15 protein-coding genes are annotated in these 13,269 nt (G+C 48.9%); 5 read left to right on the forward strand and 10 right to left on the reverse strand.

Annotated elements, in window-relative coordinates:
* Nucleotides 1-16 precede the first annotated feature (16 nt).
* Genes MEALZ_RS20635 through MEALZ_RS20645 form a run of 3 tightly spaced genes read right to left on the reverse strand, consistent with a single transcriptional unit; the run spans nt 17 to nt 1,895 of the window.
* Nucleotides 17-766: a prepilin-type N-terminal cleavage/methylation domain-containing protein gene (locus tag MEALZ_RS20635; RefSeq protein ID WP_014147734.1), complete on the reverse strand. Its 750-nt coding sequence runs from the start codon at nt 764-766 to the stop codon at nt 17-19.
* 15 nt (nt 767-781) lie between these two features.
* Nucleotides 782-1,288, reverse strand: coding sequence for a GspH/FimT family pseudopilin (locus MEALZ_RS20640; protein WP_014147735.1), 507 nt, complete (start codon nt 1,286-1,288; stop codon nt 782-784).
* Nucleotides 1,289-1,322: 34 nt separating this feature from the next.
* Complete coding sequence (locus MEALZ_RS20645; protein WP_014147736.1) at nt 1,323-1,895, reverse strand: GspH/FimT family pseudopilin; 573 nt, start codon at nt 1,893-1,895, stop codon at nt 1,323-1,325.
* Nucleotides 1,896-1,931: 36 nt separating this feature from the next.
* Between MEALZ_RS20645 and MEALZ_RS23720 the strand changes: the two genes are divergently transcribed.
* The 5 genes from MEALZ_RS23720 (at nt 1,932) to MEALZ_RS06110 (ending at nt 6,562) form a co-directional block, all read left to right on the forward strand.
* Nucleotides 1,932-2,399: a type IV pilin protein gene (locus MEALZ_RS23720; protein ID WP_014147737.1), complete on the forward strand. Its 468-nt coding sequence runs from the start codon at nt 1,932-1,934 to the stop codon at nt 2,397-2,399.
* A 202-nt stretch (nt 2,400-2,601) separates the two neighbouring features.
* Entirely contained in the window at nt 2,602-3,138 is a 537-nt protein-coding gene (locus MEALZ_RS06095) for an REP-associated tyrosine transposase (RefSeq protein ID WP_014147738.1), read from the forward strand.
* A 278-nt stretch (nt 3,139-3,416) separates the two neighbouring features.
* Entirely contained in the window at nt 3,417-4,397 is a 981-nt protein-coding gene (locus tag MEALZ_RS06100) for an RpnC/YadD family protein (protein ID WP_046061024.1), read from the forward strand.
* Nucleotides 4,398-4,955: 558 nt separating this feature from the next.
* A complete protein-coding gene (locus MEALZ_RS06105) occupies nt 4,956-5,516 on the forward strand; it encodes a Uma2 family endonuclease (protein ID WP_014147740.1) in 561 nt (186 codons plus the stop codon).
* A gap of 602 nt (nt 5,517-6,118) precedes the next feature.
* On the forward strand, nt 6,119-6,562 hold the full coding sequence (locus MEALZ_RS06110) for a hypothetical protein (RefSeq protein WP_014147741.1): 444 nt from the start codon (nt 6,119-6,121) through the stop codon (nt 6,560-6,562).
* 336 nt (nt 6,563-6,898) lie between these two features.
* Here the strand turns inward: MEALZ_RS06110 and dapE are convergent, their stop codons facing one another.
* The 7 genes from dapE to MEALZ_RS06150 all read right to left on the reverse strand — a co-directional run bounded on the left by dapE (nt 6,899) and on the right by MEALZ_RS06150 (nt 13,075).
* Nucleotides 6,899-8,026 carry a succinyl-diaminopimelate desuccinylase gene (gene dapE, locus MEALZ_RS06120; RefSeq protein ID WP_046061406.1) on the reverse strand — a complete coding sequence of 376 codons (1,128 nt, stop codon included), beginning with the start codon at nt 8,024-8,026 and terminating at the stop codon, nt 6,899-6,901.
* Nucleotides 8,027-8,269: 243 nt separating this feature from the next.
* Nucleotides 8,270-8,617, reverse strand: a complete 348-nt coding sequence (locus MEALZ_RS06125; protein ID WP_014147744.1) for an ArsC family reductase — start codon at nt 8,615-8,617, stop codon at nt 8,270-8,272.
* A 9-nt stretch (nt 8,618-8,626) separates the two neighbouring features.
* Nucleotides 8,627-8,869, reverse strand: coding sequence for a hypothetical protein (locus tag MEALZ_RS06130; RefSeq protein ID WP_014147745.1), 243 nt, complete (start codon nt 8,867-8,869; stop codon nt 8,627-8,629).
* Nucleotides 8,870-8,946: 77 nt separating this feature from the next.
* A complete protein-coding gene (locus MEALZ_RS06135; protein ID WP_014147746.1) occupies nt 8,947-9,525 on the reverse strand; it encodes a Uma2 family endonuclease in 579 nt (192 codons plus the stop codon).
* Nucleotides 9,526-10,261: 736 nt separating this feature from the next.
* A complete protein-coding gene (gene dapD, locus MEALZ_RS06140) occupies nt 10,262-11,080 on the reverse strand; it encodes a 2,3,4,5-tetrahydropyridine-2,6-dicarboxylate N-succinyltransferase (RefSeq protein ID WP_014147747.1) in 819 nt (272 codons plus the stop codon).
* A gap of 13 nt (nt 11,081-11,093) precedes the next feature.
* Nucleotides 11,094-12,290 carry a succinyldiaminopimelate transaminase gene (gene dapC, locus MEALZ_RS06145; RefSeq protein WP_014147748.1) on the reverse strand — a complete coding sequence of 399 codons (1,197 nt, stop codon included), beginning with the start codon at nt 12,288-12,290 and terminating at the stop codon, nt 11,094-11,096.
* Nucleotides 12,290-13,075 carry a M48 family metallopeptidase gene (locus tag MEALZ_RS06150; protein WP_014147749.1) on the reverse strand — a complete coding sequence of 262 codons (786 nt, stop codon included), beginning with the start codon at nt 13,073-13,075 and terminating at the stop codon, nt 12,290-12,292. Before MEALZ_RS06150 ends, dapC begins: the two co-directional genes overlap by 1 nt.
* Nucleotides 13,076-13,269: the final 194 nt, after the last annotated feature.

Consider the following 13,269-nt stretch of genomic DNA (forward strand, 5'->3'; position numbering starts at 1 on the left):
AAATTCTCCCGTGTCGCTAAGGTTCTTCTTGATAAAGTCTGTCGTTACCAAGCTTAACCGTGCCAACCAAAGTTTTCTTGATAGTGGCGTCTCTTCCCATTTCGCCGATTAATCGAATATTAACCACGCGTCTTTGTGCTATGTCATCACCAGCAACAACATTGGTGCAATCGATGTCGTTATCTATGGAATCCGCTGTTACATTTAAGCAACGAGAAGTTGCAGGTAGAGAAGGCGTACCGGCAATTGGAGTAAAGCTGAATTCGAGGCCGGTGATATTGACTTGTTCTCCGCCTTCACTAACAGTCATACGCTGCCATGTTCCGTCCGCATCGTCGCAACTCGCTAGGGTCGTGCCGGACAACCTCATGCTGACCGAGCCATCATTATTTAATCTAAATCCGAACATCTCGTTATCATCAACAGCGCCGTTTCCATTAGGAAAGTCTGGAAGACTAGGGGTGTCGTAACTATAGACAATACAATCATCACCAATTATTTGGACATTGTTCGCAGTGCTTGTAAACGGGTTAGTGCGGGTATCGGCATCATTGATGGCATCGCCCCAATAGCCGGCCCGCTTAATATCATTAACCATGAGCGTCATTAGAGAATCCATATCATGATTCAATCGCGCCGAGCGAATCGTGTCGGTGCTGCCTCGAATCGTGGAGATATAAATAGCAATCGTTCCTCCAATCACGATAAGCCCCAACAGTAGCGATATCAAGAGTTCCGGGAGTGTAAAGCCTGTTTGTTTTTTCATGATGCTTCTCGAATTTTATGGACATTCCGGATAATGAATCAGTGACCGAGCGCCTGATGAACAAATGGTTACCAAGCCGGCGGAATTAATATTGACTTGCGCGCCGTAGTTGGCAGAACTGAGTGTCGAGCTGCTTACCGCAATCGGCGTGCCGCGTCTGAACTCGAATGTGACATTGTTGCCATTAAAGGTAATATCCTGAAATTGTGCGCCATTAACGATTTTGATATTACAGAAGTCGGCATCTCCGACCGCGGCCGTGCAATCGCAAGTGCCACCGGTACCGATACCATAGCACCATTCCGTGTTATCTACTGACAAGGTGACATCCGCACTGCGTTTGATGGCCTCGGTACGAGCTAGCTTGATATCGGAGGATAGCGATTCGACAGCTTCTCTAACACGGTTACGTTCCAAAACATCACGATAGGAAGGTACGGCCAAGACCAAAATAATTGCGGCGATGGCAATAGTGATCATTGCTTCCAGTAGAGTGAATCCTTGATTCGTTTGATTTTTCATCGTGTTTTAGTCGCGTTTTTCATTTTATGTGTCCTTAACAATTTGCCGTCACAGAGGGTAGGCCCACTTTGCCGCTAGGTATGTTAGCGGACTGCGGTATACAAATTCGTATGCGGCCGGTATCGGCAAAAACCACTCTGGCTGCGTATTTCGCTGTACTGAACGTGACACCCCCGGCGGCTACGGTGCCTCGCCTGGGGTTGAAAGTGTTATTGTTGATGCCTGCGGGCTCCATGGTAATGTGTTCAAAATCGTTACCGAGTATGCGTTTGATGTCGCAAAAATCATTGGCGCTGATGTCGGGTTGTTCGCAATCGCAATTGGCCTTGGCGGGTGTTCTAATTGCCAGTCCGTAGCACCATGCGCCTTGATTGCCGGTCGTTCTGGAAACAACTATCGGTTGATGGCGCTTGAGCGCTTCGGTGCGCGCCAGTTTTAGATCGCCTTTTAACGACTCCAGGGCTTGTTTAAGGCGATTGCGTTCCAGCATGTCTTGATAACTCGGTATGGCTAATGTCGCTATAATGCCGGCGATTGTAATCGTGATCAGTAATTCCAAGGCGGTAAAGCCGGTTTCGTTCATTTTTGTTGGCAGGTGTTTATTCATTTCTATACCTCTTGTAAGAATGTATAGTGACCGCCAATGCCTTATCGGATTTTTCTGACCGTTAGACATTTAACGGCTATTATTGTTTTAATTTTAGAACAGGAATTTGAAATGACACGCAAATTTGAAGGTTTTACATTAATTGAATTAATGATAGCAGTTGCCGTGATCGGTATTTTGGCAGCGATTGCTTATCCGTCTTATACAAGCTACGTCATGAAGGCGAGGCGATCGGATGCGAAAGCGGGGTTGTTGAGTTTGCAATTGGCTCAAGAAAAATATCGGGCAAACAATCCGACGTATGGAGATTTGACGGATATCGGTTTGAGTGCCAGTTCGCCTGATGGCCATTATACGATTGGCGTGACGCTGGCCAATAATGATACAACTTATACGGCCACGGCCGCTCCAACGGGAGTTCAGGCCGGGGATAAGTGCGGTACTTTTCAGATTACCAATGCTGGCGTTAAGTCTGTGACCGGCACTGCTACCGATTGTTGGTAAAACAGCTGCGTAGGTTTGCGCAGCGTAACCCGACATTTGGTGCGGATGCGTCGGGTTACGGCTCGCGCCTAACCCGACCTACGCTGCTAGCCGTAACCCGACATATTGCCAACCCGAAGAATCGTTGGCCTTTCTGTCGGGTTACGCTGACGCTAACCCGACCTACGCAATTGCCAAATTTTACTTTATTCGGGGTTTCGCCATGCATTATCGCCGAGTTTATATCAACGGGGGCAGCTATTTTTTTACCGTGGTGACCGAAAAGCGCCGGAAATTATTCGCCGATTACGACAATGTGAAGCTTCTGCGCTCGGCGTTTAAAAAGATCATGCAAAAACGGCCATTTGTGATTGATGCCGCCGTTGTCTTGCCCGATCATTTGCATTTTATCTGGACATTGCCCGAACAGGATTATGATTATTCAACCCGCTGGCGTTTGATCAAAACGGAATTTACCAAAAAACTGCCAAATAAACCCCAAGTTCAAAATGCTAACCGTAAAAATAAACAGCAACAGGATGTTTGGCAGCATCGTGGTTGGGAACATTGCTTGCGGAACGAGCGGGACTTCCAACAACATATTGAGTATATCCACTATAACCCGGTCAAACATGGATGGGTCAAGCGTGCCTCCGACTGGCCCTATTCCAGTATTCATCGCTATATAAAGATGGGTCTATTAAGCGAACACTGGGGTGTCGACGTAATTGATTTTGATGATGATATTGGGCATGAATAGCTAGCCGTAACCCGACATTTGGTGCGGATGCGTTGGGTTACGGCTCGCGCCTAATCCGACCTACGCTGCTTGTGGTCTCCCACGGGAAATTCGGAATAGCCAAATTCGTTCGCCAGCCGGCTCGAAATTGCCTGGCTGGTCGTGTTGACGGCACGCAACTCGATATTTATTTATCGTTTCCACGCGAAGCGTCACAGCTTTAAGTTATGGCTAAGATTGATGTTTTTTGCCAGAATCAGCGTAGAATGATTGCCTTAAGAATTACCTCTGCTACCGCTATGAACGAATCCGCTCCGGACGAATACGATAGCCCTTGGAAAGAAGCGGTTGAGCGCTACTTTCCGGAATTCATGGCGTTTTATTTTCCGGACGCCGCGAATCTGATCGATTGGAACCAAGCCTATACGTTTTTGGATCAGGAATTACGCGCGGTCGTTCGAGATGCGACGCTTGGGAAACGCTTCGTCGACAAATTGGTCCAAGTGATGTTGCTCGATGGCGTTGAGCAATGGGTCTATATCCATGTCGAAGTGCAGGGCTCCAAACAAGCGCGTTTTGCCAAGCGCATGTTTACTTATAATTACCGAATTTTCGACCGTTATGATCGACCCGTGGCCAGTCTGGCGGTTTTGGCGGACGAGCATCCCGGTTGGAAGCCCGATTGTTTCGGCTATAGCGTGCTAGGTAGCGAGACGTCGATTCGGTTTCCTGTCGCCAAAATTACCGATTATCATGATCGTTTGGAAGCTTTGTTGACTGAGCATAATCCGTTTGCCATCGTGACTGCGGCCCATATTCTGACCCAGCAAACGCGAGGCGATGATCGTTTTCGCTTTCAGGCCAAATGGCGTCTGATACGTTTGCTTTATGAGCGGGGTTGGGACAAGCAGCGTGTCATTGATCTATTTCAGGTGATCGATTGGATGATGAGATTGCCGAAAGAGCTGGAGCGGCAATTGTGGCATAACATTCATGAACTCGAGGAGCATGGCAAAATGCAATATATATCAAGTGTGGAACGTATTGGCTTGGAAAAAGGCTTGGAAAAAGGCTTGGAAAAGGGCATGGAAAAAGGAAAATTGGAAGCGGAGCAAAACACGCTGCGGCGTCAGATTTCCCGCCGGTTCAAAACCTTACCGGCTTGGGCGGATGAACGTATTGCACAGGCCGGTCAAAGCGAATTAGAGCAATGGCTGGACAACATTATCGATGCGCCCACGATAGAAGCGGTGTTCGAGACCGATAATTCAACGCATTGATTGCCGGATTCCAGTTTGCTTTTGGCCCCCCTCTTTGCTTGGGAATGCAGCTTCACTGCCATTAAGTTAAGGACTTTTCTGTTCACCCTGGGCCCTTCGGCTGCGCACAGGAGAGCCTTGTCGAAGGGGCAATGGAGAAGTCCGAGTCGATAAGTTAAGCCGTCCATGGTTCGACAGGCTCACCACGAACGGCTTAACTTAACCTGATTTGCAAGTTTCTTCAGCTAAAGCCCAAAAACCAGCATATCCCTAGCAAGACGGGGTTTGCAACCCCGTCCTAAACGTTTTGACTTTGGCCGAAGTTAGCCGAAATGTTTAGGGCAAACCGAAACGTTGGGGACGGGTTAAATAACCCGTCCCGCAGAAGAAGCCGTCTATGGTTCGACAGGCTCACCACGAACGGCTTAACTTAACAGCATTGGAATGCAGCCTAGGTAGGTCGGGTTACGGCTCGCGCCTAACCCGACCTACGCTGCTTGGGAACGCAGTGCGGGAAGTTCCAGCTTCCCGAAGCCAATAGACTATTTAATCGTTTCGTTAAAGATAAATAGGTGTGAAATGGGTTCGCCTCAATTGAAACCAGCGACTTATCAGGATTTGTGCGCGGTGCCGGGAAACATGGTTGCGGAAATCATTGGCGGCGCTTTGTATAGCCAACCGCGTCCTTCTCCGCGCCATGCTCGGGCTTCGTCTATTTTGGGTGGAAAACTTACAGGGCCTTATGACGAAGGAATGGATGGGCCGGGCGGTTGGTGGATTCTCGATGAGCCCGAATGTCATTTGGGTTTCGATATTTTGGTTCCTGACTTGGCCGGCTGGCGGCGCGAACGATTACCGAAATTGCCGGAGGGCGCTTTTTTCGATTTAGCGCCGGATTGGGTTTGCGAGGTGCTTTCGCCCGGTACGGCGAGGATCGATCGCGTCGAAAAAATGCCGATTTATGCGCGGGAGGGTGTTTGCCATATTTGGTTGATCGATCCGGTGTTGCGTACGCTGGAGGTTTTTGAAAACACGCCAGCCGGCTGGTTATTGCTAGGCGTATTCGAGAATGACGATGCGATTTCGATCGCGCCGTTCGATGCAATTACATTTGACTTGAGTGTTCTGTGGGTTGACTGAGAAATAGCTGATAAGTAATTACTCCCTTGATAGTCAAAAAATGGCTAACTTTATGAATGTATGGGGTGTGGCTAGCGAGGATGTCGGCAGCAGGGAAAGCTGCCGTCAAGCCCCCATGGAAGGGTTTACGGCGGTCCTCGATAGACACATCCCATACCTTTTATTCTTAGACGGTTTTTCGATCAAAAGGGAGTACGTAGTTGGCAAGGTCGTTCAGTCAAGTTGCACACATCATTGAAACGCGTCATCCCGGCAGTCCCTGTCGTAATGACGGGCTGTAACAAATATCTATGATTTTTAGCAGGGCGAACTCGACAATTACGTTAAAGGTATGGCTCTCACGAGCTTTATTGTTTCTAGGTGATTCACCCAAGAAGTTGTTTTAACAATGTGTTCTGGCTAATATACCCCTCGTATATCAAAATTCGGCACCGGGGTGCCCGTCAAAGGACGCCGTGAATACGTCCCTGTAGGCTCTATGCCAGTTCCATGCTGGCAAAGCCTTTGCCGAGCACCCCGGCGCCTTCTCAGGCACTGCCGAAATTTGAAGTACGAAAGGTATATAACGGCTATTACTTACTGTTTTTTATGGAGCCATTAAGATGGCACTCGCCCAAGAAGATTTAATACAAATACAAAAGCTCATTGATCAAAGTATTGCGGCGCGTCCGGAAGTGGTTAATGCGAATGTACGTTATGAGCTTGAGCTTCGTGAGCGTATCGTTCGTGTCGAGGAGGAGCTTAAACATCAGCGAGAGTTGATGATGCAAGGTTTTGAGATGACTCAAAAGCGTTTCGAGCAAGTCGATAAACGTTTTGAAGAAATGCGTTCCGATATGAATAATCGTTTTGAACAAGTCGATAAGCGTTTTGAGCAAGTTGATAAGCGTTTTGAACAAGTCGATAAGCGCTTTGAGGAGGTCGATAAGCGTTTTGAACAAATGGATAAGCATTTAACCGCTATTACCCGACGCATGGATCGGTTTATGTTTTGGTCGTTAGGTTTAACCGTGTCCGCCGTTATCGCTATCGTTAAATTGACTTAGGTGGTAGCGAAAGCGCTATTGGATGAATAATATTTCACACCCAGTTTAAGATAAACAATGCATCAACTTCAGAAGGAAATCTTGTGGGACGTTCGCCCGGAGTCTAAGCGGCTGACGAATCGGATGGTTCTGTGCGAGGGGCTTTCTGCGGTTTTCTCATTTGGCTAGGCGTTTCGCCGTTAATCATAATTAGTATCGGAACGAATAAAAGCAGAATAATCGCCGTCGTATAAAAGCCTTTGTTTATGATCCCCGCCAGCCAAAGACAGCCGAGGCTTCCCCAGACCATGCGAATTGGTCCGGGTAGTTTGATTTCGGGCATGCTACCCTCCGAGTTTATATCATCAATTCAACCAGTATGTTGTGATAGATATCGGTCAGAGTATCCAAATCTTTAAGGTCGACGTTTTCGTTGATTTTGTGAATCGTTGCGTTGATCGGTCCGAGTTCGACGACTTGTGCGCCGGTGGGGGCAACGAAACGTCCGTCCGAGGTTCCTCCGCCGGTATCGTCGACCGGTTCGAAACCGGTGACTGAATCGATCGCGGCGTGTACCGCATCGATCAAATCGCCTTTGTCGGTCAGAAAAGGTTTTCCCGACAATCGCCATTCCAGGTCATATTTTAAATCGTATTTATCCAGAATGGCTTTTGTGCGCCTTTTGATACTGTCTTCGTTTGATTCGGTGCTGAATCTCAGGTTGAACTGGACCTCGATACTGCCCGGAATGATGTTTTCGGCGCCGGTGCCGGCGTTGATGTTCGAGACTTGCAGGCTGGTCGGCGGAAAGAATGCATTGCCCCTATCCCAGATTTCCTCGGTTAGTTCTTTCAGTGCCGGGGCGAAACGATGAATCGGGTTTTCGGCGATTTCGGGGTAGGCGACATGGCCTTGTATGCCGTGTACGGTCAGTTTCGCGCACAGCGAGCCGCGCCGACCGACTCGAATGACGTCGCCAAGCTTTTTGTCGCTCGACGGTTCGCCGACCAGGCACCAGTCGATTTTTTCGTTGCGTCGTTCCAAGGTTTCGACGACCTTGACGACGCCGTTTGTTGCGGGGCCTTCTTCGTCGCTGGTTAGCATTATCGCGATAGAGCCTCGGTGATCCGGGTGTTTTTCGATAAAGCGTTCGACCGCAGTGACGAAACAGGCGATGCCGCTTTTCATGTCGGCCGCGCCGCGTCCATAGAGTTTGCCGTCCTGTATCGTCGGTTCGAACGGCGGCGATTGCCAGCGCTCGATCGGGCCGGTCGGCACGACATCGGTGTGACCGAGAAAAACGAACAGCGGTTTATTTTCGCCGCGTTTCAGCCAGATATTTCGGGTATCTTCGAAATCGAGATATTCGGCACGGAAACCGGTTTTTTCGAGACGTTCGGCGAGCAGTTCCATGCATCCGGCGTCGTCGGGCGTGACCGATGCGCGGCTGATCAAGTCTTTAAGTAATTCCAATGGATCGTTCATGATTTGTGTGCGGCGGGTTTTGTAGCGTATTTCGTTGTTATTGAATGAGGTGTTTTCGCTAATTTCCAAACTCTTTGCACGGAAGTGCAATGCGAGAAGCTCTAGTTTATCGAAGTTGGCAAGCTAGAGCTTGCGAATTTGATTCCTATGTAGGACCTATGCAGGACGGGGTTTGCAACCCCGTCCTGAACGTTTCGACCATGCCCAAAGCAAACCAAAACGTTCGAGGCGAGTTGAAAAGGGTCAGCGGTCAAATTCGGCTTGATAGTGTTCAGCCTTGAAGCCGACGATTAATTTATCTTCGGTATCGAAAACCGGGCGTTTGATCAGTGTCGGCGTTTCGAGCATCAATTGTAAGGCCTTGTTTTCGTCCAGGTCCGCTTTTTGCGCCTCGTCGAGTTGGCGCCAGCTGGTGCTGCGCTGGTTGAGCAAGGTTTGCCAGTCGCTTCGAGCCAAAAAGTCTTTCAGTAATTCGGTCGTCAGGCCGTCTTCGCGATAATCGTGAAAGCGGTAATCGATGCCGTTTTGATCGAGCCACTTTCGGGCTTTCTTGATCGTGTCGCAGTTTTTGATTCCGTAAAGTGTAGGCATAGGTCGGGTTTATAATTCGCTATATAGCAGTTCATCTAGGCTAGGTAGGGTTTTATCCGCTTTAAGGCGGTTTTTATATAGCTCGATAAACTCCATTAAGGCTTGCTCGAGATCGGCGAGCGTTTCTTCTTCGTATTCTTTTTCGTCTACCGGCAGTTCCGGCGAATCGAGATAATCTTTTTGTATGGCAATTTCGCTGTTGATCGAAAGCATTGCGTAGATGACGGCATCGTTGGATAAATTTTCTGTCATGGTCGAGGTGTGGTTGGTTAAGAGTTAAAAAGCTTTTAGGGCACGCATCGCGTACCTTGTTCGGGGAGCGTTAAGAATCAACGTTCAGCAAAATACTTGATTATGTCGGCATTGTCGACTTGATAATAAATGTCCTCAACCGAAGCCGATACGTCTAGCGAAGCAAAGTAGACGTCATCGCCTAGGTAGTAATAAGTCGACTGCCAGTGATCTTTTCTTCTGAAAACCTCGATTTCGCAACGTTCCTGTTCGATGATCGCATATTCTTCCAAGCTAGGAATATTCTGATAAGTTAAACGTTTATGAGTTTTATCGAATTTCCGGGTGCTTTCGGATAAAACCTCGATAATCAAGATCGGTGCACTTTTGTAGTATTCATGTTCGCTGTCTTCTTCGCAAACGACCACGACATCCGGGTAAAAAAAATCGCCGCCGGCTTTGACTTTCATATCCGACATGAAGGTTTTACAAGACGAGCCTTTTAGTCGGTTTTTCAATTCGGAAAAAACGTTGCCCGACACTAGATTGTGGTTTTCATTCGCGCCGGCCATCGCATAGGCTTCACCATTGATCAATTCATGTCTAGTCTCGGCTTCTTGTTCGCCTTGGAGATACTCTTCCTCGCTTATGAAATGTTCGGCTCGTTTTAAGCTCATCAGTGATTTACCGTTTTAATCGCAGTCATTCAAGAAGCGGGTATTTTCTTGGGGCGGATTTTTGGTTCCCACGGTCCTGATACTGTGAAAGTATTCAAAATCACGAAATAACTATGAACCTAAAAATAGCATTTGAGTGCCTCAAGCTACCGTTCGCCCTGAGCCCTTCGGCTTACGCTCAGGAGAGCCCTGTCGAAGGGTGAGGGTGGTTTGAGGCTTCACCAAGTCGGTGAGAGTGTTGTAGACCCTTTATGCTTCGACTTGGCTCAGCACGAACGGTCTACAACACATGTCAACTGCTCTTTTTAGGATGAAGGGCATGAAGTCACATGATGAATTAGGCTGTAGATCTTATAGTCTTTTTCTTCATTACCTTCATGTTCTTCATGGTGAATAATCTTTTACCCTAGCAGGACGGGGTTTGCAACCCCGTCCTAAACGTTTTGACTTTGGCCGAAGTCAGCCGAAATGTTTAGGGCAAACCGAAACGTTGGGGACGGGTTAAATAACCCGTCCCGCAGAAGTGGCTACGGCTGGCCACTGCTCGGACAATTGGCCTCAGCAAGCTGAAGCATCTTGCTAATCAGGTGATGAATTAGGCTGTAGATCTTGTAGTCTTTTTCTTCATTACCTTCATTACCTTCATGTTCTTCATGGTGAATAATTTTTTATCTTGTATCCGCCAATACTTTCGCAGCCTTTGGGGCGTGGGAATGCGTATCGGGCAAAATGCGAATCAATCGCGCAGTAATTCGTTAATGCCGGTTTTGCTGCGGGTTTTTTCGTCGACTTGCTTGATAATCACCGCGCAGTATAGGCTGTATTTGCCGTCCGAGGAAGGTAAGTTGCCGGGAACGACGACCGATCCAGCAGGTACGCGACCGTAGGTGATCTCGCCGGTCATGCGGTTGTAGATCTTGGTGCTTTGGCCGATGTAAACGCCCATCGAAATGACCGAGCCTTCTTCGACGACCACGCCTTCAACGATTTCCGAACGCGCTCCGATGAAGCAGTTGTCTTCGATGATGGTCGGTCCCGCTTGCAAAGGTTCAAGTACGCCGCCGATGCCGACGCCGCCTGATAAATGTACGTTTTTACCGATTTGCGCGCACGATCCAACCGTGACCCAGGTATCGACCATCGTGCCGCTGTCGACATAAGCGCCGATGTTGACGTAAGAGGGCATCAATACCGCTCCGGGCGCGATGTAGGAGCCGTGGCGAGCATTCGCGTTCGGCACGACGCGTACTCCGGCTTTGGCAAAATCGTCCGGCGTATAAGACGCAAATTTGGTTTCGACCTTGTCGTAATAACGGTTGACGCCGCCGTCCATGACGCGGTTCTCATTGACGCGGAACGACAATAACACCGCTTTTTTGAGCCATTGGTTAACGACCCATTCGCCGTCGATTTTTTCGGCGACGCGGGCTTTGCCGCTGTCGAGCAGATTAATGACTTCTTTTATCGTCTCGCGCAGTTCCGGATAGACGTTTGTCGGTGTGATGTCGGCGCGGTTTTCAAAGGCGGCATTAATGATGTTTTCTAGTTCAGACATGATTTTCCATTTGTTATAACGTGTGAATGAAATTTTTAATGCGCCTTGCAGCATCGATACATTCGTAGATCGGTGCTACTAAGGCGATCCTGACGTGATTCCGGCCGGGGTCGGACTCATTGAACGGTCGGGATAAATAACTGCCCGGCAAGACTGTTACATTTTCGGATGCAAACAGCTGTTGTGCAAATTGAATTTCCGATACCGGCGTTTTTAGCCAGATATAGAAACTTGCCGGAGGGATGGTAACGGCAGTGGCTTCGGATAATATATCTTTGAATGCACTGAATTTTTCCCGGTATAACTGGCGATTGTCGACGACATGGGCTTCATCGCGCCAGGCTGCTATGCTGGCATGTTGCGTCGGTACCGGCATCGCACAGCCGTGATAGGTGCGGTATTGAAAATAACGCTGCAGTATTTCTGCGTCTCCGGCAACAAAGCCCGATCGCAAACCCGGCGCATTCGAGCGCTTCGATAGGCTGTGAAAAATCACGCAACGCTTAAACTCGGTGTTGCCGATCGCAACGGCCGCCTCCAAAAGTCCGGTTGGCGGGTTATTTTCGTCGGCATAAATTTCGCTGTAGCATTCGTCCGACGCAATTACGAAATCGTATCGCTCTGCCAATTCGATCAAATATTCCAGCTGCGTTTGGGGGATGACCGCACCGGTCGGATTGCCCGGCGAGCAAATATACAATAATTGGCAACGCCGCCAAACCGATTCGGGAACAGTGTCGAAGTTGGGTATGTAAGCGTTTTCCTCGGTCGTATTCAGGAAATAAGGCTGTGCTCCGGCCAGTAAAGCCGCACCTTCGTAAATTTGGTAAAACGGATTCGGCATCAAGACCAACGGTTTTTCGCTCGGTTCGACGAGGCATTGCGCGAACGAAAACAAGGCTTCGCGGGTTCCGTTAACCGGCAGAATTTGTGTTTCGGGATCGAGTAAATCGGCCGATATTTGAAAGCGCCTCGCGATCCATTCGGACATCGATTGCCGAAGTTCCGGCAATCCGCGCGTCGATGGATAAGCCGATAGACCATGCATGTGCGTGATGAGCGCTTCTTGAATGATGTGCGGCGTAATGTGTTTGGGTTCGCCTATCGATAGAGCGATGTGGGCTTTGTCGGCAGGCGGAACGATGCCCTGTTTGAGCCGAGCTAGCTTTTCGAACGGGTAAGGCTGTAGATGGTTTAAATTTGGATTCATTATTTACTGCAACGAGGTTGTTTGCCTTGAGCGACTGCTTGTTTTTGAATTTCTAATGCTCTTGGTATGGCATTTTGCAGTTCTTGAATTCGAGTGGCATGAGCTGGATGTGTAGACATGAATTCCGGCGGTTGTTGACCGTCGCCGGCTCTCGCCATCTTTTGCCACAGTGTAACGCTTTGGCGGGGGTCGAAACCGGCCTTGGCCATCAAGTCGAGGCCGATTTTATCGGCTTCGTTTTCATGCAGTCGGCTGTAGGGCAACAGCACGCCGTATTGAGCGCCGACACCGAGCAGTCCGAGAGCCGTTTGGCCCATTGCGGTTTGCGGTGCGCTGACGGCTTGAATCAAGGCCATGCCTGAGCTGACTGCCATTTGCTGCGAGACGCGTTCGTTGCTGTGTCTTGCCAATACATGGCCGATTTCATGACCGATGATAGATGCTAATTGGTCTTGATTGTCGACGAATTTGACCATGCCTGAATGCACGCCGATTTTATTGCCGGGCAAGGCGAAGGCGTTCAAGCTGTTGTCTTCGAATACGACGACTTCCCATTTGCCTCCGACTTCCCGGATGATCGCATCGGATACGCAATTTACAAACTGGACATGCCGTTGGTTGGTGCTGACCGGATTTTCTCTTTTTAAGCTGTCGAAAGCCTGAAGTCCCATTTGATTGAGTTGGGTATCGGGCATGAATGCGAATTGCGTTCTGCCTGTCGGGCTGGTGGCGCAGGCGCTCAATAACAGGGTGACGCTAAGTGCCAGTGAGATTTTATTAAACATAATGCGGTACCCTTTGCCGAATTGAAGACGTTAGGTTGATCAGGAATACTTATGCGATTATCGGCGAGAACATACTCTAATCAGACAAGTCAAATTTCGGTGCCTGCATACGCTAAAACCAGCAATTCCTAGTTTGAGCAGTTTCGCCGATTTTAGGGTGTGGGGTATGCCTGTCGAGGAACGCCGTAAACCCA

The organism is Methylotuvimicrobium alcaliphilum 20Z, from assembly GCF_000968535.2.
Taxonomy (GTDB): Bacteria; Pseudomonadota; Gammaproteobacteria; order Methylococcales; family Methylomonadaceae; genus Methylotuvimicrobium; species Methylotuvimicrobium alcaliphilum.